At 48.0% G+C, this 26,105-nt stretch carries 19 protein-coding genes; 12 read left to right on the top strand and 7 right to left on the bottom strand.

All coding sequences use genetic code 11. From position 1 onward, the window contains the following. Positions 1–256 precede the first annotated feature (256 nt). Positions 257–1,195, bottom strand: coding sequence for a LysR family transcriptional regulator (locus tag C9I89_RS00455; protein WP_107281382.1), 939 nt, complete (start codon positions 1,193–1,195; stop codon positions 257–259). Positions 1,196–1,330: 135 nt separating this feature from the next. Between C9I89_RS00455 and C9I89_RS00450 the strand changes: the two genes are divergently transcribed. Further along, positions 1,331–2,422, top strand: a complete 1,092-nt coding sequence (locus C9I89_RS00450; protein WP_107281381.1) for an efflux RND transporter periplasmic adaptor subunit — start codon at positions 1,331–1,333, stop codon at positions 2,420–2,422. Between the two features lie 3 nt (positions 2,423–2,425). Then, positions 2,426–5,527 (top strand): efflux RND transporter permease subunit, encoded by a 3,102-nt coding sequence (locus C9I89_RS00445; RefSeq protein ID WP_107281380.1) that lies wholly within the window; start codon positions 2,426–2,428, stop codon positions 5,525–5,527. A 78-nt stretch (positions 5,528–5,605) separates the two neighbouring features. Here C9I89_RS00445 and C9I89_RS00440 read toward each other — a convergent pair whose 3' ends face one another. Beyond that, positions 5,606–5,953 (bottom strand): hypothetical protein, encoded by a 348-nt coding sequence (locus C9I89_RS00440; protein WP_107281379.1) that lies wholly within the window; start codon positions 5,951–5,953, stop codon positions 5,606–5,608. A 260-nt stretch (positions 5,954–6,213) separates the two neighbouring features. On the opposite strand from C9I89_RS00440, the gene amyS reads away from it, so the two are divergent. Together amyS and C9I89_RS00430 are read left to right on the top strand one after the other, a co-directional pair. Next, positions 6,214–7,737: an alpha-amylase gene (gene amyS, locus C9I89_RS00435; RefSeq protein ID WP_107281378.1), complete on the top strand. Its 1,524-nt coding sequence runs from the start codon at positions 6,214–6,216 to the stop codon at positions 7,735–7,737. 291 nt (positions 7,738–8,028) lie between these two features. Beyond that, on the top strand, positions 8,029–8,943 hold the full coding sequence (locus tag C9I89_RS00430; protein WP_107281377.1) for a D-alanine--D-alanine ligase family protein: 915 nt from the start codon (positions 8,029–8,031) through the stop codon (positions 8,941–8,943). An 86-nt stretch (positions 8,944–9,029) separates the two neighbouring features. Here the strand turns inward: C9I89_RS00430 and C9I89_RS00425 are convergent, their stop codons facing one another. Genes C9I89_RS00425 through C9I89_RS00415 form a run of 3 tightly spaced genes read right to left on the bottom strand, consistent with a single transcriptional unit; the run spans position 9,030 to position 11,458 of the window. Then, complete coding sequence (locus C9I89_RS00425; protein WP_107281376.1) at positions 9,030–9,746, bottom strand: ABC transporter ATP-binding protein; 717 nt, start codon at positions 9,744–9,746, stop codon at positions 9,030–9,032. Continuing rightward, positions 9,727–10,482, bottom strand: coding sequence for an ABC transporter permease (locus tag C9I89_RS00420; protein ID WP_107281375.1), 756 nt, complete (start codon positions 10,480–10,482; stop codon positions 9,727–9,729). The genes C9I89_RS00425 and C9I89_RS00420 overlap by 20 nt, the downstream gene beginning before the upstream one ends. Next, positions 10,457–11,458: an ABC transporter substrate-binding protein gene (locus C9I89_RS00415; RefSeq protein WP_107281374.1), complete on the bottom strand. Its 1,002-nt coding sequence runs from the start codon at positions 11,456–11,458 to the stop codon at positions 10,457–10,459. Before C9I89_RS00415 ends, C9I89_RS00420 begins: the two co-directional genes overlap by 26 nt. A gap of 179 nt (positions 11,459–11,637) precedes the next feature. Between C9I89_RS00415 and C9I89_RS00410 the strand changes: the two genes are divergently transcribed. The 3 genes from C9I89_RS00410 to C9I89_RS00400 are packed head-to-tail and all read left to right on the top strand — an operon-like array spanning position 11,638 to position 17,115. Beyond that, positions 11,638–12,216 carry an NADH-quinone oxidoreductase subunit NuoE family protein gene (locus C9I89_RS00410; RefSeq protein ID WP_211315188.1) on the top strand — a complete coding sequence of 193 codons (579 nt, stop codon included), beginning with the start codon at positions 11,638–11,640 and terminating at the stop codon, positions 12,214–12,216. Then, positions 12,213–15,350, top strand: a complete 3,138-nt coding sequence (locus C9I89_RS00405) for an NADH-ubiquinone oxidoreductase-F iron-sulfur binding region domain-containing protein (protein WP_107281372.1) — start codon at positions 12,213–12,215, stop codon at positions 15,348–15,350. Before C9I89_RS00410 ends, C9I89_RS00405 begins: the two co-directional genes overlap by 4 nt. Next, on the top strand, positions 15,343–17,115 hold the full coding sequence (locus C9I89_RS00400) for an NADH-dependent [FeFe] hydrogenase, group A6 (protein WP_107281371.1): 1,773 nt from the start codon (positions 15,343–15,345) through the stop codon (positions 17,113–17,115). The genes C9I89_RS00405 and C9I89_RS00400 overlap by 8 nt, the downstream gene beginning before the upstream one ends. Before the next feature lie 192 nt (positions 17,116–17,307). Here C9I89_RS00400 and C9I89_RS00395 read toward each other — a convergent pair whose 3' ends face one another. Continuing rightward, complete coding sequence (locus C9I89_RS00395; protein WP_107281370.1) at positions 17,308–20,250, bottom strand: alpha-L-rhamnosidase-related protein; 2,943 nt, start codon at positions 20,248–20,250, stop codon at positions 17,308–17,310. A 240-nt stretch (positions 20,251–20,490) separates the two neighbouring features. On the opposite strand from C9I89_RS00395, the gene C9I89_RS00390 reads away from it, so the two are divergent. The 5 genes from C9I89_RS00390 (at position 20,491) to C9I89_RS00370 (ending at position 25,612) form a co-directional block, all read left to right on the top strand. Then, positions 20,491–21,411 carry a LysR family transcriptional regulator gene (locus C9I89_RS00390; protein ID WP_107281823.1) on the top strand — a complete coding sequence of 307 codons (921 nt, stop codon included), beginning with the start codon at positions 20,491–20,493 and terminating at the stop codon, positions 21,409–21,411. 231 nt (positions 21,412–21,642) lie between these two features. After that, positions 21,643–22,566 (top strand): HlyD family secretion protein, encoded by a 924-nt coding sequence (locus tag C9I89_RS00385; protein ID WP_170107600.1) that lies wholly within the window; start codon positions 21,643–21,645, stop codon positions 22,564–22,566. Further along, entirely contained in the window at positions 22,559–23,485 is a 927-nt protein-coding gene (locus C9I89_RS00380) for an ABC transporter ATP-binding protein (RefSeq protein ID WP_107281369.1), read from the top strand. The genes C9I89_RS00385 and C9I89_RS00380 overlap by 8 nt, the downstream gene beginning before the upstream one ends. Further along, positions 23,482–24,591, top strand: coding sequence for an ABC transporter permease (locus tag C9I89_RS00375; protein WP_107281368.1), 1,110 nt, complete (start codon positions 23,482–23,484; stop codon positions 24,589–24,591). Before C9I89_RS00380 ends, C9I89_RS00375 begins: the two co-directional genes overlap by 4 nt. Positions 24,592–24,748: 157 nt before the next feature. Beyond that, on the top strand, positions 24,749–25,612 hold the full coding sequence (locus tag C9I89_RS00370; protein ID WP_107281367.1) for a tetratricopeptide repeat protein: 864 nt from the start codon (positions 24,749–24,751) through the stop codon (positions 25,610–25,612). Between the two features lie 120 nt (positions 25,613–25,732). Here the strand turns inward: C9I89_RS00370 and C9I89_RS00365 are convergent, their stop codons facing one another. Further along, positions 25,733–26,026: a hypothetical protein gene (locus C9I89_RS00365; protein WP_107281366.1), complete on the bottom strand. Its 294-nt coding sequence runs from the start codon at positions 26,024–26,026 to the stop codon at positions 25,733–25,735. Between the last annotated feature and the right edge of the window lie 79 nt (positions 26,027–26,105).

Below are 26,105 nucleotides of genomic sequence, written 5' to 3'. Positions count from 1 at the left end.
ATTAATTTCCGACCGAAACAGAAATAATCCCGATTATTTCAGATCAGATGGTCACGTTCTTTCTTTTGATGGGGGCAGGTTTGGAGCGGTACTGAAAATAGGACGAACACCACAGTACCATAAGCCCAGAAATAGTTGCTTGGATGTGATAGGCAAACTCTTGAAATTTCGTGGCAGAATAGGACTATTTTGAATAAATAGTCTATGGCGTTTTGTGTGGCTTGTATTGTTCTTACACACCTGTTTGATGGGGAGATTAAATTAGCAGCCGTCGGATATCTTCCGATTCGTCAATCATCGACGCGTTGTTTTCAACGTTTGACATCATAAAGTCAATGAAGGTACGGGCTGTCAGTGACATATGAGTACGGGAAGGATACACCAGCCATCCGAAGTTGACTGATGGTTCAATGTCCTCGAATAACCTCACCAGTTCTCCCTTTTCTACATAATGGTTAGCGATATCTTCTGGTATAAACATAATGCCTCTGCCCTGTAAGCCGGCCTCAATGATTAGAGGGGCGCTGTTTATGACTAAATTACCAGAGACTTCCACCTTTTTTTGTCCAGAGCCAAGCTCTAATTGGCTGTAGATCTGACCATCAGGGGCGCGAAAGCGGAGCACGTTGTGGTGCTTCAGTTCATCCGGGCTGGCAGGGAGACCACATTCTTTAATATAGTCGGGGCTGGCATAAAAACTGAGATGGGCCGATTTAAATGGTCGGGCAATCAAAGAGGAATCTTTCAGGGTTTGGCCAATGGCAATCCTGAACGCAACATCAATATGGTTTTCTGCTAAGTTTTTATCTTCTGAACTAGTCAGTACCTCAACAGTGATCTTGGGGTAAAGATCCATGAACTTAAAAATCATCTTTCCGATCATCAGTAAGTCTGGCAGCGGCAGTAGCTGAATTCTCAGATGGCCGCCGATCTCATTGCTGGGTGCAGTGACTTCCTGAATAGTAGTTTCAAGCTGATTGAGGATTGGCTTGGTTTGCTTATAAAACTTTTCACCGGCTTCCGTTAGCAGCATTGAGCGGTTCTGGCGGTGAAACAGCAAGATATTAAGTTCTTCTTCCAGCCCTTTTAAGCGGCGGCTGAGGTTTGATTTTGGCAAATCAAGGATTTCTGATGCATGTACCATGCTACCGGTTTCAACGATCTGATGGAACAATTTGATATCTTCGGTTTTCATAGTATATCCGCTCGAATTTTGTACTGATAATCGTAGTTCTGAAAAGTGGAACTCAGGGTTTCAAATAGTTTTATTTTTTTCAACATAATAGCACGTTATATTCGCGCTCAATAGATACCAACAGAGAATAATTCAATGAAATCGGCCACTTTGAGCATGCTTGCTCTACTTTTATCAGGCACTGTCCTGACTGGGTGCGATTCTGCAGAAAGTGCAGTCTCGCAGACCGCATCGGTTCGCCCGGTGAAACTCATGACTATCGGTGATACTGCGGCTCAGCAGACACGCATTTTTCCCGCTAAGATAGCGGCGAGTCAGCAGGCTGATCTGGCCTTTCGTATTAATGGCGAATTGGTGAAATTGAATCTGACAGAAGGCCAGCAGGTTACTCAGGGTGAGTTACTGGCAAAGCTTGATGATCGTGATGCAAAAAATGCCTTGCTCAATGCAGAAGCGAACTATGATCTGGCGGCAGCTGATTTCAAGCGTAAAGAAGAAATCTTCAAGCGAAAACTGATCTCAAAAGCGGAGTTTGATACGGCTAAAGCGACATTGAAATCAGCAAAAGCGGCACTTTCTACTGCGCGAGATCAACTCGACTACACACGTTTAACTGCACCGTTTTCTGGCATTGTGGCTAAAGTTGAGCTTGATAACCACCAGATGATCCAACCTTCTCAGACGGTACTTTCTCTGCAGGGCAATCAGCAGCTTGATGTACAAATCGAGTTACCTGAGTCGCTATTGCTTACCCTGAACAATAAGCAGCTGGATGAGAAATTTCAGCCTCAGGTCCGCTTTGGTTCGCACAATGAGCTTTTCCCTGTCACCTATAAAGAGCATGCAAGCAAGGTTTCGCCGGGTACCCAAACATATGAAGTGGTATTTAGCCTGGATCAACTTGAACAGCTTAATGTATTGCCTGGTATGAGTGCCGAGCTTCTGCTTAATATGTCGGCAATGAATAAAGACAGCGTAGGCACAATTGCAGTATTGCCGCAAACCGCGATATTCAAGAGTGATGAAGATAGCTTAACGAAGGTATGGCGTTACAGCGCTGAAACAAAAAAACTGGATTCTGTTGCAGTGACGTTAGGCCAGGTACGAGCACAAGGGATCGAAGTGCTGTCAGGTCTTGATAAAGGCGACCAGATTGTTGCCGTTGGCGCGAGCGTTCTGAAACCGGGCATGGATGTGAAACCTCTTCGCTGGGAACGAGGCGTTTAATTGATGAATGTTGCTCATTACAGTATTAAAAATAAAGTCATCAGTTGGATGTTTGTTCTGCTGATGCTGATTGGCGGGGCCATCTCCTTTATCGGCCTTGGCCAGTTAGAGTTTCCGGAATTTACCATTAAAAATGCGTTGGTAATTACGCCGTACCCGGGCGCGTCGCCAGAGCAGGTTGAAGAAGAAGTGACGCTGGTGCTGGAAGATGCTATCCAGCAGATGAAGCAGATCAAGCACATTACCTCAATTAACAGTGCAGGGTTGTCGCAAATTGATGTGGAGATGGAGGATCGCTACGATGCCACTATGCTGCCGCAGATTTGGGATGAGCTTCGCCGTAAGGTAAATGATGCGGTATCCGATCTGCCTCCGGGCGCCGTTACCCCGATGGTCATTGATGATTACTCAGATGTGTTCGGCATTCTGATGAACATCAAAGGTGAAGGTTACAGCTATCGCGAACTGGAGAATTATGCCGACTTCTTACGTCGCGAGCTGGTACTGATTGATGGCGTGAAAAAGGTTTCCGTGGTCGGTGCTCCCCAAGAACAGGTGGTGGTTGAGATCAGCCAGCAGAAACTTGCGGCATTGGGCTTAGATCAGAACTACATCTACGGCCTTATCCAGACACAAAACGTTGTTTCAAATGCAGGTAAAATTCGTGTGGGTGACGGGCGGATCCGGATCCACCCAACCGGTGAATTTGCCGATGTTACAGAGATGGAGCAGCTGCTCGTCAGCCCTCCGCGTAGCCAGAATCTGGTCTATCTCGGTGATATAGCCAAGGTTTATAAAACGGAAACGGAAACACCGGATCTTTTGTACCACAACATGGGTCAAAAGGCGCTGTCACTGGGTATATCGTTCACCTCTGGGGTCAATGTTGTTGATGTATCTAAGGCGATCTCAGACAAAATCGAGCAACTTGAAAGCCACCTGCCGGTAGGCATGGACCTGAATACGGTTTATGACCAAGGGGCTGTAGTTGATGTCTCGGTGGCAGGTTTCCTGCTCAACCTTGCTGAATCTGTTGCTATCGTAATTGTAGTGCTTCTGGTCTTTATGGGACTGCGATCTGGCTTGCTGATCGGCGCGGTGCTGCTGTTAACGATTTTTGCCACCTTTATTGTGATGAATGTTCTGGGCATTCAGCTGCAGATCATCTCACTGGGGGCCCTGATCATCGCGCTCGGGATGCTGGTCGACAACGCCATTGTGGTTACCGAAGGGATCTTGATCGGTATCCAGCGCGGGCAAACCCGACTGGAAGCTGCTGGCGATGTGGTAAAGCAGACCCAGTGGCCTTTGCTTGGTGCAACAGTGATTGCGATTATGGCCTTTGCGCCAATTGGCCTGTCACAAGATGCGTCGGGGGAGTTCTGTGGATCGCTGTTCAAGGTATTGTTGATTTCACTGTTTTTCAGTTGGATCACGGCGATTACGATCACCCCGTTCTTCTGTCACATGCTGTTTAAAGATGGCGAAGTCAGCGATGAGCCGCAAGAGCTGTATAAAGGTTGGTTCTTCAATGCCTACCGCGGCATTCTGACTTTTGCGATGCGTTTCCGGGCGCTGACCGTTGCAGCAGTGGTTGCCATGCTAATCGTGGCAGTGATGGGTATGGGGCACGTGAAAAATGTGTTCTTCCCGGCTTCTAATACGCCAATCTTCTTTGTTGATGTCTGGTTGCCGGAAGGGACGGATATTCGCGGTACCGAAGATTTTGTCAGCAAGATTGAAGATGAAATTATCGCTTATGAGCAAGAGAATCATATTGGTCTGAAGAATGTCACCTCGGTGATTGGCCAGGGCGCACAACGTTTTGTATTGCCATATGTTCCCGAGAAAGGTTATGACGCGTATGCCCAGCTGATGATCGAAATGACAGATCTTGCAGCGGAGCAGGCAAACATGCCGGGTCTGACCAAGCATTTGAAGGATAATTACCCCGAAGCCCAGTTCCGCGTCAAAATGCTGGAGAATGGTCCGTCACCGGCAGCAAAAATTGAAGCACGCCTCTATGGTGAAGATCCTGAGGTATTACGGCAGCTGGCCACGCAGGTCGAGCAGGTCATGCTGGACGAGCCATCAGCCGTAAATGTGCGTCATGACTGGCGTAACCAGGTGATGGTCGTTCGTCCGCAGCTAAACCCGGCTCAGGCGAGGGAAGTGGGGATCAGCAAGCAAGATCTTGACACGGCAATGCTGATTAACTTCAGTGGTATGACAGTGGGTACTTACCGTGAACAAAGCCACCTGATGCCAGTTGTTGCCCGGGCACCGGAGCAGGAGCGACTGGACGCCGACAGTTTGCTGAAATTGCAGGTGTGGAGCGCCGAAAATAATGCCTTTGTGCCGGTGACTCAGTTGGTCCGTGACTTTAAGACCGAGTGGGAAAATCCAATTATTATGCGTCGTGATCGCAAGCGTTTGCTGACAGTGATGGCTGATCCGATACTGGGAACGGATGAAACCGCTGATTCGGTGCACCGTAAGATCCGCGGCAGCATTGAAGCCATTCCATTACCTGACGGTTATGAGCTGGAGTGGGGCGGTGAATATGAAACGTCCCGCGATGCCCAGGCAAGTATTTTCAGTTCTCTGCCAATGGGTTATCTGGCGATGTTCCTGATCACCGTGTTGCTGTTTAACTCAGTGAGGCAACCGTTAGTGATTTGGTTTACTGTACCGCTGGCGATAATTGGTATCGCATCCGGTCTGCTTCTGTTCGATGCGCCAATGAGTTTCATGGCTATTTTGGGCGTGCTGAGTTTAACCGGGATGATCATCAAAAACGGTATCGTTCTGGTGGATCAGATCAATGCTGAGTTAGATGCGGGTAAAGATCCTTATGCGGCAATCTTTGAATCATCGGTGAGCCGTGTGCGTCCGGTTTGTATGGCTGCGATCACCACCATGCTAGGTATGATCCCGTTGCTGTTTGATCCGTTCTTTATGGCGATGGCAGTGACCATCATCTTTGGCCTTGGTTTTGCCACACTGCTGACGCTGCTGGTACTGCCTGTTTGTTACGCGATGATATTCCGTATTCCTAATGCAGAGCAATCAGCTACAGTACAACAACTTGGTGTTGCATATTGAGCACTATTACTTTTTAGATTAATTCACTTCTGATCGGTTTGTCCTATAAGTAATTAGGGCAAGCCGTCAGAGTGTGAATTATAAGAACGAAAGAACCAGACAGCCCACAAGTGGGGGAATACCTGCAATAAACATCTTCATACCGAAATGAATATTGGCTGCGCGCTGTTCAAGTCTGTCAGCATCAAAGTCGAAGCCCTTCACCATAGTCATCACTTTCCGTGCATGAGGATCGTGTGAAAGCGTAGTGCTCTCATGCCCGCCATCCCAAACCAATTTAGCGATCCCCCACTGTATAATGCAGCTATAAAACAGATAATCACTAGCAGGGATCTCAGAGAGAGGCGCAAAAAAGTGGCCAAGCAATGCAATCAGCAGTAAGGCGAGGGCATTAGCAATAAACACAAAGAGGGTAATATGTAACACGAAAAATCCCTTTTCAGTGAATGGAGTGGCCGATCAGTTTTAGTGGTTCGTTGGTGAGTTTACACATGATCTGAAGACTTAAAACTAAGGCTCATTACAGCCATCTAACGTCCAATCGGATTATTGGCATCAAGTCCAAAAATCTGACTTAAATCACTGCACAGAATGACGGATTGCTCAAATATTGGCTTTTGCTATATATCAAGAGCCACGTTAATCCATTATAAAGCGAAATAATAATTAAAAAATAGGAATGAAACATGACGTGCTTTAAAATTAAACGTGGTCTGTCTTTATCTATTACCCTTCTGCTATCTTTCAGCGTAAATGCATCTGAAAACGGAACCATGATGCAATACTTCCACTGGTACAATAATAATGATGGGACATTGTGGAGTGATGTTCAAAATAACGCCCCAGATCTTGCACAAAACGGTATTACGGCACTTTGGCTGCCACCCGCCTATAAAGGTGCCGGCGGTAATTCCGATGTCGGTTATGGTGTGTACGATATGTATGATCTGGGTGAGTTTAATCAGAAAGATTCTGTGCGAACCAAATATGGTACGAAAGAGCAATACCTTACCGCTATTAGCGAAGCCCATAAAAACAATATTCAAATTTATGGTGATGTTGTATTCAACCATCGTGGCGGAGCTGACAATAAAGTATGGGTAGATACTAAGAAAGTTGACTGGGACGACAGAAACAAAGAAATCGGCGACAAATGGATTGAAGCTTGGGTTGATTTTACCTTCCCGGGAAGAAACGATAAATACTCCAGCTTTCACTGGACCTGGTATCACTTTGATGGCGTAGACTGGGATGATGCCGGCAAAGAAAAAGCAATATTCAAATTTAAAGGCATCGGCAAAGCGTGGGACTGGGAAGTCAGCTCAGAAAAAGGCAATTATGATTACCTGATGTATGCCGATTTAGATATGGATCACCCTGAAGTTAAGCAAGAGCTAAAGGATTGGGGCGAATGGTATATCAAGACAACGGGAGTCGATGGTTTCAGATTAGATGCAGTAAAACACATCAAGTATCAATACCTACAGGAATGGATCCAGTATTTGCGAAACAAAACAGGTAAAGAATTATTTACTGTGGGTGAATATTGGAATTATGACGTTAATAACCTGCATAATTTCATCACTAAAACACAAGGTGCGATGTCGTTATTCGACGCGCCGTTGCACATGAACTTTTATCAGGCATCGAAATCCGGTGGTAACTACGATATGAGACAGCTCATGGACGGCACCTTGATGAAAGATAACCCTGTTAAAGCCGTTACTATTGTCGAAAACCATGATACGCAACCGCTGCAGGCATTAGAATCTACCGTCGATTGGTGGTTCAAGCCGTTGGCCTACGCCTTCATTTTGTTGAGAGAAGAAGGCTACCCCAATGTTTTTTATGCCGATTACTATGGCGCACAGTACACGGACAAAGGGCATGACATCAATATGGTGCCGGTGAAGCACCTGAAAGAGTTGATCACAGCACGAAAAAATTATGCCTACGGCAAACAAAACAACTACATGGACGATCCGAACATTATCGGCTGGACGCGTGAAGGCGATCTGGAACACCCTCAGTCCATGGCTGTTATCATGACTGATGCGGCTGGTGGAGGTAAATGGATGTACGCAGGTAAAGCGAGCACCGAATTTAAAGATCACCTGTCTAACAGAGCAGAAAGCGTATGGACGAACAGCGATGGCTGGGCATACTTCCCCGTGAATGGTGGTTCCGTTTCAGTTTGGGTAAGCAAATAACGTTGAATAAACAGGGATAGAAATCACGTTACTTCTTATGATCATCGTCCCTCAGACAGGGTGACGATGATCATAGACAGCTTGGTGTAGGAATAACTAGACACTCAACTGGTATAAGTGCATAATTTTGCATACTTAATCGTTCTTGATAAAGAAAGAATGGGCAATGATTTCAGTCATCAATAGTAACTGAACTTATTCTTAACTGGGAAATTGATTGTTAATTGAGCGCATCAACGTTAAAGGCAGCAATCATGGTTACAGTTGAATGCATAATAGTGGAAGTATGGAATGAGAATTGGTGTTTTACTGGGCGGTGATTCAAGTGAAAGAGAGGTGTCTTTAAAATCGGGGAAGTGCATTGCTGATGCAATTGAATCAATGGGCCATGAAGTGATGTCTATTGATCCTCGACATATTGATATAACCCTGCAAGGTTTCTTTAATCTTGATAAGGTTTTTATCGCATTACATGGTGGCATGGGGGAAGGTGGACATCTTCAAGCATTACTCGACTTGCTAAAAATTCCTTATACCGGAAGTGGTATGCTAGCGTCTGCACTGTCGCTCAATAAATTAAAAACCAAAGAAGTCTGGCGTTCTGCCAATCTTAAAACGGCTGATTGGCTGACAGTAAATAAAAATATGTCAGCGAAAGAACTTGAAGCAATGTTGTCGCAAGTAATATTCCCAGTGGTTGTTAAGCCTTTAACACAGGGTTGTAGTATTGGTATTACTAAAGCCGAGAATAAAGCACAGTTATTTGAATCGGTAATCAATGCATTTGAATACGATGATACCGTTTTGGTTGAGGCGTTTATAATTGGACGAGAATACACCTGTGCTGTTTTAGGCGGCAAACCGTTGCCTGCGGTGCAAATAAAATCTGAAGCTTTCTTTGATTTTGATGCAAAGTTTGGTAGTCAAAGTGCCACCTATCATTGCCCAAGTGACCTCACTATTGAACAACAGAAACATATGCAATCAATAACTTTACAAGCTTATGAAGCACTAGGTTGTCGTGGTTGGGGGCGTGTCGATGTCATTTTAGATGAGAATGATGAAGTGTATCTTATTGAGATGAATACCGTACCTGGAATGACAACTCGCAGCGTGTTCCCGATGGCTGCGAAAGAGTCAGGGTTGAGTTTTAATGATGTAGTGGGCTCGATTTTAGATTCAGCATGTTTTGATGAAGTGACTTGATTTACTGCTTATTTCATATGAAAAACATATTGGTCAGGGACTATTCAAGTATAAAGTGGAGTAGCTTGGAGTACAGTCTGAATGGATCAGGTCAGTAAAAATTCGTACAGTCTTTTCTCCAGTTCCAAGACCCTGGGATCGTCAAGAGATAGCTTTTCTGCTATAGCTGGGTTGTCGAGTATTTTTAGCACTTTTCCAGGCGCAGAAGACATGACAACAATCCGATGCCCAAGAAGAACGGCTTCTCTCGTATCGTGAGTAACATATATCGCCGTGGTTTTCTGTTCTTGCCAAATATCACGGATTAGATGAATCAGAGTCTGCTTGGTATTAATATCCTGCCCTTGCATAGGCTCATCCAGCAATAGCAAACGGCAATCCCGCGAGAACGCTCTCGCCAGAGAAAGACGAAATTTCATGCCTCCTGAAAGCTCTTCCGGATAAGATGCGGTTTTATCTGACAGTCCGGTTTTTTCAAGCCAGTCTGCAATCTGACTCAGGCGCTCTTTCTTATCAGGGAAATTCTTCTTCAGGTTAATTTCCAGATTTTTGCAAACCGTATACCAGGGCAATAAGCGCGGTTCCTGAAAGACAAAACTCATGGATTTTTCATAGGGATTCGTAACGTTTCCTTTAGAAAAACCGGCCAAACCAGCAATGCACCTGAGCATACAGGTCTTCCCACAACCAGAAGGCCCAAGAATAACGGTGATCTCCCCATCCGGGATTTCCAGGTCGATATCCCTGAATATAGTTTGTTCACCAATTGAATAACTTACCCTATCAAGAATAATTCCGGACATAGAACCTCATGGAAAAACGCAGCAGGCGATCAACGCCTCCGCTTGTAATTACTGCCAATAATGTCCAGGCCATAACTTCAGCAGTAGCCAGATTCATTTGGGCATATTGTATTTTGGTTCCTATCGCATAAAGGGGCTGACTTAATATTTCAGCGGCGATGACCACCTTCCATGTCAGCCCGGCATTTGAAATAACGGCACTGTACAGGAATGGTATACACGAAGGCAGGTAAATATGCCGGATGATGTCGCTTTTGCTCCAGTTGTAGAACTGAGCGGCTTCAAGCAGTTCTGGATCGGTTTCGCGTATGCCCTGTTGAACATTCTGCTCAAAAAGAGGAAAGGCCATAAGGAAAGCCACAAACACAGGCACTCTGTCCGATTCGAGCCACATAACAGCCAGAAGAATAACGGCAAGAACGGGAACCGCCCTCACAACAATAATATAGGGCTGAAAAAATGCCCGGCACTCACGGCTGATCCCGCTAAAAACGCCGATAACCAGCCCGGCAGTCATGGCAAGAAAAAAAGCAGCCACTGCCCGCCACACAGTGGCTATCCAATGATGCAAAAAATCCGGACTCTTCATCAGAGAACCAAAGACTTCAATGACTTCTTCCGGTGGAGGAAGAATAAGCGGAGAAGAGATCACTACCGCTCCGGATTTCCAGAGCAGCAGGATAAATAAAATGCTGATAAAAGTGATCAAACTAGTATTCGAGGTAAAACTGGTCATCTGGGAGCTTTCCGCCTATTGATGCGGGATCAAATCTAAAAAGAACGTCATAAAATAGCTCTAATTCTTTTTTAATCTCTGCCGGTTTACTGAAGTTCAGGTTACAGCGTGGAATCGCTTTCAATGCTATAGCTGCAGGCATGATACCCTGACGTTCAATAGCAGAGGCCGCTTTTTCCGGATTATTCAATACCCATTCAATAGACTCTTCATATGCTGAAAAAATAGCATCAAGGACTTCTTTGTTCGTTATTTTTGGAGAAACAACCGCCAGAGAAATGGGATAATTGTGTCCTGTACCACTCAACTCTCCCCATTCTTTCTGCATATCTGAAAAAATCCGCGCTTCAGGATTGTTATTTAATACCATGGTAACCAGTGGTTCAGGAAGAATCGCGTTGTCAATCTTACCTGCAGCCATCATCTGGGCTAACTGCTGATGAGAATAGGTGAAACGAAGAGTCACATCCTTACCTTCCTTCAGACCCCGGCCGTTCAAAACGTATTGCGTGAGATAATCAGGTGTCGACCCTTTAGCAATGCTATTAATCGTTTTACCCCGAAAGGATTCCCAGGTGATATTCTCTTTGCTGGTAGTAAGGGCATAAATCACACCATCTCCAACACTGGCTCCGATAGCGTATCCCTTTGCCCGCATCTTGTTATATAACTTTGCGGCAAGGTTGACCGGCATGGCTGCAATGTCAACCTGTCCTGAAGATATACGGGCCACCATGTCCTGAGGTGTTGCCACCAGCTCATAGGAAAGAGTGATATTATTTCCAGGTGATTCAACCTGATCAATCATCCGGATCATCCCAAATGCTGTAGGTCCTTTCAACGCTGCCATTCTGATGTGAACAGGCTTGACCAAATTCTGAATCTTAATATCAGACGCCTGTACCTGTTCCCCTTGCGCAGATAAGCTAAATATCGCCCCTAACAATGCAATTGTTGAAAATAAGATTTTATTCATGACATTGTTCTTCCGTGACCAAATCGTGAAATTCAAATTATCGTTCTATATTTCAGCCTTTTGGTTATAAATAATGTGACTGCTGACCGTTTTTCGAACTGTAACTGATTACAGTTAGTCCATAATTTCTATATGGGTATCAGGGCGGCAGGAATAAGGCAATACGCCTGATGCATCTCATGTCTGAGATACGGAGATTTCTGATGACGGAAAATGTGACTGGTTGTAACTGTTGCGAGGAGTTGACCGAACAGGAGATGCTTGAGCAACTGGATGGGCTTATTGCGGATTACCTGGATAAACCTGGTGGATTGATCCCCGCATTGCAGATTGCGCAAAGTCGGTTTGGCTATCTTTCCGAGAGTATTCTGAAGCAGATCAGCTCCCGGTTCAACAAATCCTACAGCGAGGTTGCCAGCGTTGTCGGCTTCTACTCCTTCTTCTCTACAGTGCCGCGAGGGCGATATGTGGTCCGGGTATGTCTGGGAACCGCCTGTTATGTGCGGGGAGGAAAAGAGGTCCTGTCGTCACTGAAAAAGGAGCTGGGTATCGATGTGGGAGAAACCACCGAAGACCGGCAGTTTTCTCTGGATGTTGGCCGCTGTTATGGTGCCTGTGGCCTCGCACCAGTAATTATGATTAATGACGATGTTCATCAACGGATTAAACCAACCAGATTGGGCGAGCTGTTAAAAGCCTATGCTGATGGGCAGATTGAAGAACCCTGTACAACGGACGAGATGGGGGATGCCGGATGAACCTGCCAGTAAAACGCATCTCTTCATTTGAAGCGCTTCGCCGACTTCCTGAACAACTCAACCGGGCCGAGGGTGTCAGCCAGATACTGGTTTGTGCCGGTGGCGGCTGTCTGGCCTCCGGCTCAGACAAGGTGATTGCCGCTCTCCGGGAGCAGATAGCCGCACAGCAACTTAATGACCGGGCGAACGTGATTGCTGTGGGTTGCATGGGACTGTGTGTGGAAGGTCCGGTAATGCTGATGCTCGACGATATGACGTTCTATCAACGCGTTAAGCCGGAAGATGCTGCACAAATCGTTAATCAGCACCTACTGGGTGGTCAGGTGATTGAACGTCTGGTTGCCCGTGACGGCAGTGGCGACAGGGCTATTCCTTCTATTTCCGATATCGATTTCTTCAGCAAGCAGACAAAGATTGTGTTGCGACATTGCGGGCAAATTGACCCGGAAAGCATTACCGAAGCGCTAAATGTGGGTGTCTATCAGGCACTTGGAAAGGTGCTCGATGGCATGACTGCCGATGATGTTATTGAGCAGATGAAAATCTCTGGGCAGCGCGGCCGTGGTGGTGCCGGTTTTCCGACCTGGATGAAATGGAATTCCACCCGCAATAGCCCGGCGGATCAGCGTTACATGCTGTGTAACGCCGACGAAGGGGACCCGGGGGCCTACATGGATCGCAGCGTGCTGGAGGGCGACCCGCATAGCCTGATTGAGGGGGTGATCATCGGTGCCTATGCCATTGGCGCCTCACAGGGCTATGTTTACGTGCGGGCAGAATATCCTCTGGCTGTATACCGGTTGCAGAAAGCGATCGATGAAGCCAGGCAATATGGTCTGCTGGGTGAGAATATTCTCGGTTCCCGTTTCTCCTTCAATCTTGAGATCCGGATGGGTTCCGGTGCTTTTGTTTGTGGCGAGGAAACTGCGCTGATGGCTTCCATCGAGGGGCGCAGGGGGGAGCCGCGTCCGCGTCCGCCATTCCCGGCGCAGAAGGGACTGTGGGATAAACCCTCCTGTCTGAACAACGTCGAAACCTTTGCCAGTGTACCCGAAATCATCAACCGTGGAGCCGGCTGGTACGCCGCCTTCGGTACCGGCAAGAGTAAGGGAACCAAGGTGTTTGCACTCGCCGGAGCGGTACGCAACACAGGGCTGGTTGAGGTGCCGATCGGCACCAGCCTGGGTGAGCTGATCTATGACATCGGCGGTGGGATAGTCAACGACAAGACGTTCAAGGCCGCACAGCTGGGGGGCCCCTCAGGTGGATGTGTGCCGAAACAGCACCTCAATGTGCCGCTGGACTATGAGTCGCTTAGTGAACTGGGTGCCATCATGGGTTCAGGCGGGCTGATTGTGATGGATGATGATGCCTGTATGGTTGATATTGCCCGCTTCTTTCTGGAATTTGTCCAAGAGGAGTCCTGTGGTAAGTGTGTTCCCTGTCGGGTCGGCACCAAGCGGATGCTGGAGATCCTGACCCGAATTTGCGAAGGCCGTGGCCAGATGGAGGATATCGACCAGTTGGTGGAGTTGGGTGAGCTGATCCAGGAAACCTCGCTGTGCGGACTAGGGCAGACTGCGCCCAACCCTGTGTTATCGACCATCCGCCATTTCCGCGAAGAATATGTTGAGCATATAAGGGACCGCCACTGCCGGGCGGGTGTCTGCCCGTCACTGGTGCGTGCTCCCTGCCAGACCGCTTGTCCCGCCGGGGTCGATATCCCGGGATTTGTGTCGCTGGTGGGTGAGCAGCGCTACGATGAAGCACTGCAGCTGCATCGCAGCCGCAATCCGTTTGCCAGCGTGTGCGCCCGGGTCTGCTTCCACACCTGTGAAGAGAAGTGTCGTCGCTCCTCGTTGGACCAGCCAGTATCTATCCGTGGCATAAAGCGATTCATGGTCGATCAGGAGCTGGAACCACAACTACCAGAGTTCCGGCATAACGAAGAAAATGCACGTCGCAATATCGCCATCGTTGGTGGTGGCCCCGCTGGCATCTCCTGCGCCTTCTTCCTTGCCCGACTGGGTTATAAACCGGTTATCTATGAGAAAGAGCCGCGTCCTGGCGGGATGCTGGTGCAGGCCATTCCCGCCTACCGACTGCCCAGAGAAACCATCGCCCGTGAGATCCGGATGATTGAAAATATGGGCGTCACCATAAAAACTGGCTTGGCATTGGGGCGAGACTTCACCATCGAGCAACTGAAAGATGAGGGCGCAGATGCGATATTCATAGGCATTGGTGCACCACAGGGAGTGACCCTGGAGCGTGCTGGTAGCGATGCTGAATTTGTCGTCGATGGGATGGCATTCCTGCGTGAATACAACATTCGAGGTTCAGTTCCGGTTGGCCGGAACGTTGCTGTTATCGGTGGGGGGAATGCTGCCATTGATGCTGCTCGCACAGCGATTCGACTAGGAGCGGAAACGGTCACCGTGCTCTATCGTCGTACTCGCGAGGAGATGCCAGCCTACGCCGAGGAGATCGATGAGGCGATCCAGGAGGGTGTCAGCATCAGAACCCTGACCGCTCCACAAGAGATAAAGAGCGATTCGGCGGGCCGGGTAGCAGCGGTGAAATGTCGACATATGCACCTGGGTGAGTTCGACCGCTCCGGTCGCAGACGCCCTGAAGCTGATGAAAATGAATGCTTCAGCGTCGATGCTGACCAGGTGATCCTGGCAGTGGGACAGACTCTGGATACAAGTGTGTTTGGCAAAGAGCAGTTACTCAACAGCAATGGCTGGGTGAAAGCCGATCCGGTCACCGGCCAGACCTCAATGGAGGGCGTGTTTGCCGGTGGCGATTCTGTGACCGGACCGATGTCGGTGGTCAGGGCGATTGCCGATGGTGAGCGGGCTGCCGTGGGCATCGACTGCTTCCTTTGCGGTGAGAAGCATGCCTTCTGGCGGGCAGAGCATGAAAATACCACCAACTATGATCCCGATGCCGATCCCGTTCCCTATCCAAGGGAGGCACTACGGATGATCCCGGTAGAAAAACGAAGAAATAACTTTGATGAGGTGGAGCAGGCGTGGAACGAGACCGAGGCGATCCGCCAGGCGAAACGTTGTCTGCGCTGTGATTATGGAAAATGCCCGGTTCACCAGGAGGAGGCTTCCGATGCTTAAGGTTACCATCAATGGAAAGGAGATTGTCGCAGGCGAAGGCACGACCATTCTGGAGGCAGCGAAGCAGGCCGCCATCCATATCCCTACGCTCTGCTTTCTGGAGAAGCTTGCGCCCACCGGGGCCTGCCGGGTCTGTCTGGTTGAAATAGAGGGGGCGCGAAACCTGATGGCAGCTTGCTCTACACCGGTTGCAGACGGGATGCGGGTGATGACCCATAGTCCTAAGGTGCGTGACGCCCGCAGAAAAGTGGTTGAACTGATCCTTTCAGAGCATGAGGGCAACTGCCAGATCTGTGACCGTAATGAAGATTGTGATCTGCAGCAACTGGCCGCAGAGCTGGGACTGAAAGCGATCCGCTATCAGGGCGAAAAGGCAGCCTCACACATCGACGACAGTACGCCAGCACTGCTGCGCGATAATGGCAAATGCATTAAATGCCGTCGCTGTGTCACAGTCTGCTCCCAAGTGCAGAGCGTGGGTGCACTCTATCCGCAGGGGCGTGGCTTCGAGACAGTCATCGGACCGGCGTTTGCCCTGGGTCTAAATGACGTGGCATGCGTCCAGTGTGGTCAGTGTGCTGCGGTTTGTCCGGTTGGCGCCATCTCAGAGCGCAATCACGTAGAGGATGTCTGGAAAGTGCTCGAGGATCCACAGCAAACCGTCGTGGTGCAGACCGCACCGGCCATTCGCGCGGCACTTGGCGAGTGCTTCGGCTGTGAACCAGGTACCCTGGTGACAGGTAAGATGACCAGCGCACTGCGTCAGTTGGGTTTTGATGGGGTGTTCGACACCAACTTTACCGCAGACCTCACCATCATGGAGGAAGGTACAGAGCTGCTGATGCGGCTGAAGAAGGCGCTGCAGGATAAGGAAACAGTCTCGCTGCCAATGTTCACCAGCTGTTGTCCTGCGTGGATCAATTTTGCCGAATACTACTATTCTGACATGCTGCCCAACCTCTCCAGTTGTAAATCGCCACAGCAGATGTTTGGTGCGGTTGCCAAGACCTACTATGCCCGGAAGCAGGGGATCCGGCCGGAACAGATGACCGTAGTATCCATCATGCCTTGTACGGCGAAAAAATTTGAGTGCCAGCGGCAGGAGATGATTGATAGCAGCGTGCAGGATGTGGACTATGTACTAACAACCCGCGAGTTAGGGCAGATGGTCAAAGAGGCAGGTATCGACTTCATGGCACTACAGGAGAGTGAGATGGATGCACCGCTGGGGCTGAGCTCCGGTGCCGCAGACATCTTTGCCAATACCGGTGGGGTCATGGAGGCAGCACTGCGTACCGCCTACGAGATAGTTACCGGACGGGAGCTACCAGTAAAGAACCTGCACGTTACTCCGGTGACTGGGCTGGAAGGGGTAAAAGAGGCATCGATTGTGATTGAGCACCCGGTGGCCGACTGGTCATTCCTGGATGGCGTGGAAGTCAAGGTGGCAGTATCGCACGGTCTGGCCAATGCCCGCAGCCTGATTGAACATATCGAATCAGGCGAGAAGAGCTACCATTTTATCGAGGTGATGGCTTGTCCCGGAGGCTGCATCGGAGGTGGCGGGCAACCGCGCCTAACCACTGATGCTGTGCGCATGAAACGGATTAACGCAATTTATGCTGAAGATGAAGGCAAGCTGATGCGTAAATCCCATGAGAATGAGGCGGTTCAGCAGCTGTACGCTGAGTTCCTCGAACAGCCGCTTAGTGAGAAATCTCACCATCTGTTGCATACGAAATACAGGGGTAAACCTGCAGTCTGAGTTAAGTAGGAACATCGAACCCAAACGGAATACCGCAGGCCGTAATGGCTGGCGGCAAGCTACCGTAATGGCCAGCCTGCTCCAGTCCAGTTTGACTATCGCAACACAAAATTAAGGCAAACAAAAAGCTCTTTGATGAGAAATGCCAGTCAGCAAATCGTTGACTGGCATTTAGCTTAGTTGTTTCGAGGATTAATGACGGGTAATTTTCATGTCAACCAGATTGGTTGAGTTCTCAAAACCGTCCAGTCCGCCAGAGTAAATGTACGTATTGTTGGCGTTGAGATAGCTCATGTTGAAATAATCACTGAGGGTAAAGCTGTAATCGACCCCTTGTGATAACTGAACGGTCATCGGTGTTGACATGCGTAACCCCTGCGCTTCACCAATATGACCCATTTGTAAAATACCATCAGCAACAAGTTTGCCGTCACCATCTTTGATCGTCAGTTTTTTCACGGCATTGGTAATACCGGTATTAAGCTGACCAAGGTTGTTATTGTAGAGTGCCGCAAAATCGTAGGTACCCGTTTCTGCAATCCGGAACGTCTGCTTACCGTCTAACTCGTTATTGATCCCGTCAAATGAAACGACATTGATATCCTTGTTAAATACGGTATAGGTTCCGTTGAATTCAACCTGCAGTGCTTCACCGGTACACACTGGCTTACTCGGGTTAGAGCGATAGCCCGCACTGTTAATAGTTTCCGCTACATAACAGACATATTCATTGCCGTTTAACTTATCTGTGAACTTACTGCCACTGTAGTTGGTGTGAAATTGCTGACTATTGCGGTAGATGTTCACGGCGTAGTTGTTTTGATTTTCAATCACAACACTTATATCACCATCGGTGTTGGTGACTTCCAGAGTAGGCTCTTGCGGAGAGAACGCTTTGGCATTATCGGTATCGTACGGCAGTACGCCTTCGATAAGCGTTAGTGACTCATCACCCGCTAGGCGTTGGCCCAGTTTGACAACAATGTCGTTGTTGGTCTTGTTGACCGATGCAATATCAAAATAGCCACTGTTATTGTTGTCAACCGGTGGCAGTTCAACGGTTACGCTGTATTTTGCACCTTTATAAACCAGGTTTTCTATTTTTATTTGTGAGGAGTTTTTGAATGTGTTGTTTCTCAGCTCTGCCGTAATAAAGGGCTTAATCGTAAGCACGCCATTGTCGGTGTTAAAGCCAAAGATGTTTTCGACCACCATTCCCAGGTAACCACCGACAGACCATAACTGGCGCTGAGAGTTAATAACCGGGCCGTCGAGTGAAGAGTCTTTACCATGGTCGCCGTGTAAAACCAGTGACTGGCCGGACAGCCATTCTAAATTCTCCATATTTGACAAATTCAGCGCGGTTCCGCGAAGCAGGGATTGATAGGCATTGTTTGCCGCGGCGACATTTTTGGCTTTGGCGGCTGCTTTCAGACTGTAGGCTGTGACAAAAGGCCAGATGGCTCGGTTGTGATAAACCGCGACGCCTGGCTGCTGCGGGAAGTAAACCGGTACACCAAACTCGCTATGCGGGTAATTGGCCATGATTTTTTTTGCCTGACCGTCATCGGCAATACCGCTGATGATTGCCAGTGCTTCACCGAGCATATCGTATTTATCAACCTGAATATTGGATTTGGCATCAAAAAGATAGCTTGAATACAGTCCTTTAGTGCTGTTCCAGAACTGATCATTAATGGCTTGCTTCAGTTCATTCGCCCATTGCTGGTATTCTGCTACCGCTGAGGTGTCATAACTTTCTGCGAGCTTTGACGCCAGCATCAGAGCGCGATAGTGGACAATATTCGTAGAGAGTGCTTTGCTGGTGGCGATGTAATTTACATCATCGGGTGTCCAGCTTGAATATGTCTGATCACGCCAGTCGAGGAACGACTGTTCTCCTTGATACAGGCCGTCGGTTTCATCAAAAGCGGCGACCCGGTCGGCTTTAATGGTGTTGCTCAGGGCATGGTAAGCGCGCATGGCAAATGCATCGTACTCTTCCCCGGTGAGTGTACTGAGTAGGCGCTCGGCACCCAGTGCCCATGACGTTCTGTCGGTACTGATTGGCCAGCTGCCGCCGGTACCGGTGTCCTGAATAATTTGTTCACCATCATATTCACGACCAGTACCTTCTCTGAAATCAGACAGCTTGAATTCCAACCCGTTTTTGACACGTGTCGGATCAAGCAGTGCTACGGACAGATCGGCGGCATAAGCGAGGTCGCGAGTCCAGACGTAATGCCATTTAGCACCGGTTTCAAAAACATCCGCTGTAATCGGTTTGTTATGGTTGTAATTGCCATCTTTGATTTCAGAGACTGCAAGTTGGTTTAATTCCTGAATGGACAGGGCGAAAAGACCATCAAAGGCCAGATCACCTGTTCGTACCCGTGGCTTGTCACTATCTTCGCTAACGTACAGCCCCTGATCCAAGGCGTCGCGTAATTCTGCTGTGGTGGAAATTCCGAACGTACGAAGGCTGGCATCCGGATCTTTAACTGAAATTTTTACGGTATCGGTTGTGTTGTCATAGTTACTATAAGGGCTGGACGTTGATTGTTTATGTCCGATATGCACCGTGGAAGGATCAATAATGGCATCTTTATAAAATTGTTCGGCTTCTTCCTGAGTGGCTTCTGTAACGGTTAACTGAAGTCTTTTTATATCTGACAGATCGACCGCAAACTTGTAATAGCCTTTATCAGGAAAAGTGATTTCAGAATTACAGTCCTGATTCATACAGTCTGTGTTTTCGGCAGGCTTACTGACAAATTCATTCTGCTGGCCAAATACAATGGGTGTGCGGTAGCCGGTGTACTCGATCTGCCAACCTTCGTCTGCAACTTTAAACTGGTTCGTTCCCCTCGCGACACGAATGACAGAGACGTATTGGCTCTTACCTTGGTATATCAGTTTTGCGCGATCTGATGCTCCCCAGTCACCGTTGATCCCCCGTAAGTATAAGGCCTCTTCGATGACAGGTCTGTCTTCACTGATGATCGGTATGTCTTTACCGCCATTGTCGGTATTGCCCGTATTTCCCATAACAGTGTCCGAACGGGTATCACTGGAGTTACAACCAGCGACTGAGAACACAAGTGCGACAGCAACCGCGAGTAATGTTGGTTTCATTGTTCTTTCCTTAAATTATAGCTAAATCTGCTGCGCATCTTAGATCGTGGCCTGATGCAGTAGAAATAGTAAGGAAATGTCATGGTATAAATTTTATTTATAATGGTCGAAAAAAAGGAGAGGTATATCGACTATTTATCACAATTGACTATTAATAAAACTGATGAATATGTGATCATTGGAGCAATATTTTCAAATAACCAATCGTCGGATTATTTCTTCAATTATAACGAGATAGAAATGGACAAAGTATTACAGCATTTTTTACTGGTCGCCCGGCTGGAGAGTGTGAGCGAGGCCGCCCAGATGCTGGGAATGAGCCAGCCTGCGGTTACCAGTAGCATTAAGAAGCTAGAACAATCATTGGGTGTCACAGTATTTGAGCGAAAAGCTTCCGGTATGAAGCTGACCGAATTTGGCGAAATCTTGTTTGATGATTGCTCAGTAATGCAGCAGCAATATAAACATATGCTGGATAGGATCGAAGAGAGAAAACAACATAAGGCTGGCAAGTTGCGAATTGGCACTGGTGATGCGTGGTGGGCGCTGTTTATCAAGGAGCTTGTACATCAGTACCGTCAGTTCTGTCCTTCAGCCTCAATTCAGGTGGAGTTCGGGAATCATCTGAGTTTGATGGATTCTCTGGTTAAAAATGAGATGGAGCTGTTTATCGGACATGAAATTGTGGGACTGTCATCGAAGTTCAATGTGATTTTTATTCCGCTTTTTCAGACCTATGACAGTTTTTTCGTCAATGATTCCCACCCGTTGCGTGATCAGCTTGTCACCGATACGATGCTTGAAGAATACCCGTCTGTTGCGGTTACTTACGATGCCGAAAAATACAGCCATATTATCGAAAACCCAGTGCCTAAGCGTATTGAACGACAAAAACAGAAGCTGGATGAGCGCACGGTTTTTGAAATGGGATCACTGCTTGCGAGTATCGATATAACGCTTGAAACGAATGCGGTGATGCCGTATCCAAGTGATATGACGTCATATTTTTCACGTTTCGGGCTTCAGCCGCTCACGATGGAAAAACAATATTTCCGAGGAACTGTGGGAATATATACCTCAAAAGAGCTTTTTTCACAGCAGGAAAAAGTGATTGAAATGATCAAATCTCTCGCTTGTAAATCCCCGTCAGACTCTGAATAACAATTGGTCGCGGAACATAATGTCAAAGCAATACCGGTAATAGGCACCGGAAGTCCAGTGGTGTTGATTTAACCGTATTAATTCAATTGTATACCTGACAAAGAGGCGTACACTTTTATTATCCCTTTGCTGATGGCCGGGCAGAATATGATGAAAAGAGAACTCATTGCTTTATTTCGTCACATAGCTTTATCTCGTCAAAGAATATTATCCCCCTTACTTGTTTTAAGCATGGTGATGTTACTCACCGCTTGTGACAATAACCGCGCCCATCAGGCTCTTGGTATACTGGAACGTGACAGGGTCACTCTCACCGCAACAGCGAATGAAATTGTCCGTGAACTGCCAGTAAGAGAAGGTGCTGCGGTGAAGTTGGGCGATGTGCTGGTGAGACTCGATACCATGCAGCAAAGTGCAGTTCTTGCCAGAGCAGAGGCTGAAAAGGCGAAAGCGGGCGCTTACTTACTGCGGCTAACTAATGGTGAAAGGGAAGAAGATATCGCCGCTGCTCAGGCAAACCTGGGACGCGCCGAAGCATTGCTGGTCGAGGCGCAGAAAACCTATAAACGGATGAGTAAGCTGGTTGAGCAGAAGCTGGCCAGTTTTGCCGAAAAAGACAAAGCCAGAGCACAAAGAGATGCGGCTCAGGCGGATTACGACTCGTCAAAAGAAAAACTCACCAAGCTGACCAACGGCGAACGCCCCGAAGATATTAAGCAAGCGCAAGCTGCTCTGGCAGCGGCAGATGCGGAAGTGCAGTTGCAACAGCAAATACTCAATGATCTGACGGTGGTTGCCACACGCAGCGGAGTGCTCGACAGTTTGCCGTATAACGTGGGGGAACGTGTACCGAAGAACGGCATTGTGGCCACCATTCAGGCCGACACAGCGCCTTATGCCCGGGTATATGTACCTGAACCCTACCGCGTGAAGTTACAGCCGGGGGATAGATTAATTGTTCATGTCGACGGCATAGAGCATAGCTTTCAGGGTACATTGCGATGGGTGTCAACCGAGCCTGCATTCACGCCTTACTTTGCGTTAAACGAACAAGATCGGGCGCGGCTGGTCTATCTGGCCGAAATAGATCTACCTGACGAAGCCAGAATCCTACCTGCAGGTGTGCCGGCGCAAGTGGAGATGCCTGATGAGTGAGAATGTTATTATTGCCAATAAGCTGACCCGCAAGTTTGGTGATTTTACCGCTGTTGACGGACTTGAACTGGTGGTGCCTGAAGGCAGCATTTACGGTTTTCTCGGTCCGAATGGTTGCGGTAAGTCGACAACGCTGCGGATGTTAACCGGGCTGCTGAGTCCGACATCCGGTACGGTTGAAGTGCTGGGGTTGTCTATTCCCCGGCAGGCAGAAAAGCTGCGCTTGCGTATCGGTTATATGACCCAGAAGTTCTCGCTTTATGACGATTTGACGGTAAAAGAAAACCTCCAGTTTATCGGCCAGATTTTCGGAATGCCGGGCAAACAATTAAATTCTCGCATAGAGGGGCAGCTCTCCACTTATGGCTTAAGCTTACTGACAAAACAGCGGGCAGGGAGTCTCAGCGGTGGCCAGAAGCAGCGGCTGGGCTTGGCCGCTGCCACAATGCATCAGCCGAAGATGTTATTGCTTGACGAGCCAACCTCAGCGGTCGATCCGGAAAACCGTCGCGAGTTCTGGGAGCAGCTGTTTGATTTAAGCGATCAGGGCACCACAATTCTGGTGACCACGCACTATATGGATGAAGCGGAACGCTGCCATGCTTTGGCGATTATGGAGTCGGGTGTGATACGGGCTGATGATACGCCGGAAGCACTGATGAGTAGCATGGGGATCACTGTCGTAGAAATTCAAGCGGAGGATCTGCGTCAGTTAAAAGAGACTCTGCTCAAGCTGCCAGAAGTGCGCTCAGCAGCCCAGTTAGGCATCCGGCTGCGTGTGCTGGTTCGCAAGGAAGTCAATGATCCGATTGGCTGGCTGCGTGCTGGTTTTTCCTCTCTGGAGAAAGCAGAGCTAACCATTGCGCGTCCTAGCCTTGAGGATGTGTTCGTGACCTGTACGGGGGAGGGACGGCAATGAATAGGTTTCTTCCTACAGGCTTGTTCCGTATAAAAGCCATAATGGTTAAAGAAATACGGCAGCTGTTCCGAGACCGTCTGACCTTTGGCATGGTGGTCATGATCCCGTTGATCCAGCTATTGTTATTTGGTTATGCCATTAACACCGATGTCAGAAATATCCCGATTGCAGTCGTTGATCAGAGTTATTCCGCAGCCGGGCGAGTCATTACTGAATCAGTAAAAGCCACTCAGGTGGTGACAGTGAAGCATGTGTTTCTGACCGTAGATGAAGCTGAGCGGGCGATAAACGAGGGAACGGTACGCGGTGCGTTAATTTTGCCAGCGGATTTAACTCAGCGGATCGGCCAGAACCGTATCGTCGGACAGTGGCTGGTTGACGGTTCCGATACGATGATCAGCGCCGCTTTGTTACAGCTGAGAAATATGCCGCTGAAAGAGCTGATAACCTATCAGCCTGCCGGACTATCCACTTTTGAAGTGACCTTGTTGTATAACCCCGAAAGGCGCTCGGCGGTGAATATTGTTCCGGGTTTATTGGGAGTGATCCTGACGATGACCATGATATTGTTTACCTCGGCGGCCATTGTACGTGAGCGGGAGCGAGGCAATCTAGAATTGCTGATCACCACACCAGTGCATCCGCTGGAGCTGATGATCGGCAAGATTATTCCCTATATTTTTGTTGGTCTGATCCAGGTAGGAATTATTCTCGGGCTGGGACATTTTATTTTTAACGTACCGATTAACGGTGCTGTCACGCAGATCTTACTGGGTACATTGCTGTTTATTTCCGCCAGCCTGACGCTAGGTTTAGTCATTTCGACTATTGCCCAGACCCAGTTGCAGGCGATGCAGATGACGATCTTCATTCTTTTGCCGTCAATCTTGCTGTCGGGTTTTATATTCCCTTATGAAGCAATGCCGATAGCTGCGCAGTGGATATCTGAAATTCTGCCGGCAACACATTTTATGCGAATGATCCGCGGGATTGTGCTGCGCGGTGCGCAATTGGTTGATTTGTGGCGTGACGCGGTCTGGCTGATGGGCTTTACCATTCTCGGCCTGTTGGTCGCATCGCAGCGGTTTAAGAAGAGCCTTGATTGATTTCTATATGTGTAATTATATGCGTATCAAGTATCGAATTATCACCGATATAGCCCACAAAATGTCATTCGGTATGGATAACCTCGGTTTAAATTTGTTAGGGTGTCGCTAGTGGTGCAGTTGCTACTGGATATTGTCATTTTTAATAAGGCTCATTATGCTTCGAACTATTTTGCTTGCGTTTGTACTGGCTTGCTTATCATTTTCTAGCCTGGCAGCAGAAAAGTACTCTGAAGAAAGTATTTACGATAAGCCGCTGATGGAACGTTATGTTCTCGATGAGCTTAAGTCGTTGCGAACGGATCAGCAGGATTTGGAGCGGCGTCTAGTTGTGAGCATTACGGATCGTGAGCTTGCGGTTGCCGACAAATCACTCAATTATGCCAATGTTACGGTAACTTATTTTTTCTACATCATCGCGGGTGTGGCATCCTTGATTGCGATGATTGGCTGGCAGTCTTTGCGAGAACTTCGCACAAACACTAAAAAAATGGCAGAGCAGCAATTACAAGATGCCGATAAGAAATTACGAGAAATCGCTGAACAATATGAGGAAAAATTTCAGGTTTTGGAGCGTGATCTGAAACGTAAAACCCGCAGCATCAGTGAAAACAACAAAGAAATCGAGAGAATCAACGAAGTACATAATCTCTGGTTACGTGCACAGGGCCTGCAGACACCAGAGCAGAAGATGGAAGTGTATGATGAGGTATTGAAAATACGACCGGGTGATCTTGAAGCGTTGACCTATAAAGCGGATGCCGCGATGGAAATACGAGAATTCCACTGGGCACTGAGTTTGTGTAACCGCGTATTAGAAGTGGATGATAGCAACGCCCATGCCCTTTATCAGCGTGCTTGTGCCTATTCTTGCCTTGGCGTAGAAGAACAGGCAATTTCAGATCTGGAATGTGCCATTACAGGCAGTGCCTCGTTGCGTGAGTTAGCATCAGAGGAGGCGGATTTTGAGATGCTGAGAGGCAACGAACGATTTGAATTACTTATCGCCAGCGTCGATTAATTCCGGCTTATATAAAGATCAGCTCTGCCAAATTTGGAAGGCCAGCATTGTTACTGGCCTTCTTTCGTTTCAGTTAGGGATCAGAGACTAAGAAAGGTAAGAAGCTTTAAAATAGGCAGGTTAGTATTGTATCTTTCTTATATCGGCAAGCGTTTCATTTTTGGGTTTATTTTTGTAGAAATTGTCATAGTTGGTTAAATCAATGCTAGTCACTCCGGTGAGAGAACATTCACGGCTTAGCTTCAGGCTTTGAGTTTTAGCAATTGGTTTTCCCTTTTTATCAAGACAAACAGAGGTAATATTTTTTACTGCCCCCGTCGAGACTGCAGGGTTACCGCCGTAACTACCTCCGCCCCCATATGCAAGCACGTAGCCTGACAGGGAAAGCATCATAATGGCGAATAGTACTTTCATTTCACATCCTCCAAGTTGAACAGGTGGTAGCATATAATTCGGTATGGTATTTCGAGTGCTACCATATTTAGTATAGACC

Source organism: Photobacterium lipolyticum (assembly GCF_003026475.1).
GTDB lineage: Bacteria > Pseudomonadota > Gammaproteobacteria > Enterobacterales > Vibrionaceae > Photobacterium > Photobacterium lipolyticum.
This window is presented reverse-complemented; position numbering and strand designations above follow the sequence as displayed.

Bases quoted from the DNA above. Each gene is read 5' to 3' on its own strand.
- C9I89_RS00420 (WP_107281375.1), bottom strand. From the start codon at position 10,482: ATGACCAGTTTTACCTCGAATACTAGTTTGATCACTTTTATCAGCATT.
- C9I89_RS00415 (WP_107281374.1), bottom strand. From the start codon at position 11,458: ATGAATAAAATCTTATTTTCAACAATTGCATTGTTAGGGGCGATATTT.
- C9I89_RS00410 (WP_211315188.1), top strand. From the start codon at position 11,638: ATGTCTGAGATACGGAGATTTCTGATGACGGAAAATGTGACTGGTTGT.
- C9I89_RS00450 (WP_107281381.1), top strand. From the start codon at position 1,331: ATGAAATCGGCCACTTTGAGCATGCTTGCTCTACTTTTATCAGGCACT.
- C9I89_RS00425 (WP_107281376.1), bottom strand. From the start codon at position 9,746: ATGTCCGGAATTATTCTTGATAGGGTAAGTTATTCAATTGGTGAACAA.
- amyS (WP_107281378.1), top strand. From the start codon at position 6,214: ATGACGTGCTTTAAAATTAAACGTGGTCTGTCTTTATCTATTACCCTT.
- C9I89_RS00400 (WP_107281371.1), top strand. From the start codon at position 15,343: ATGCTTAAGGTTACCATCAATGGAAAGGAGATTGTCGCAGGCGAAGGC.
- C9I89_RS00380 (WP_107281369.1), top strand. From the start codon at position 22,559: ATGAGTGAGAATGTTATTATTGCCAATAAGCTGACCCGCAAGTTTGGT.
- C9I89_RS00430 (WP_107281377.1), top strand. From the start codon at position 8,029: ATGAGAATTGGTGTTTTACTGGGCGGTGATTCAAGTGAAAGAGAGGTG.
- C9I89_RS00405 (WP_107281372.1), top strand. From the start codon at position 12,213: ATGAACCTGCCAGTAAAACGCATCTCTTCATTTGAAGCGCTTCGCCGA.
- C9I89_RS00385 (WP_170107600.1), top strand. From the start codon at position 21,643: ATGGTGATGTTACTCACCGCTTGTGACAATAACCGCGCCCATCAGGCT.
- C9I89_RS00445 (WP_107281380.1), top strand. From the start codon at position 2,426: ATGAATGTTGCTCATTACAGTATTAAAAATAAAGTCATCAGTTGGATG.
- C9I89_RS00365 (WP_107281366.1), bottom strand. From the start codon at position 26,026: ATGAAAGTACTATTCGCCATTATGATGCTTTCCCTGTCAGGCTACGTG.
- C9I89_RS00370 (WP_107281367.1), top strand. From the start codon at position 24,749: ATGCTTCGAACTATTTTGCTTGCGTTTGTACTGGCTTGCTTATCATTT.
- C9I89_RS00375 (WP_107281368.1), top strand. From the start codon at position 23,482: ATGAATAGGTTTCTTCCTACAGGCTTGTTCCGTATAAAAGCCATAATG.
- C9I89_RS00455 (WP_107281382.1), bottom strand. From the start codon at position 1,195: ATGAAAACCGAAGATATCAAATTGTTCCATCAGATCGTTGAAACCGGT.
- C9I89_RS00395 (WP_107281370.1), bottom strand. From the start codon at position 20,250: ATGAAACCAACATTACTCGCGGTTGCTGTCGCACTTGTGTTCTCAGTC.
- C9I89_RS00390 (WP_107281823.1), top strand. From the start codon at position 20,491: ATGGACAAAGTATTACAGCATTTTTTACTGGTCGCCCGGCTGGAGAGT.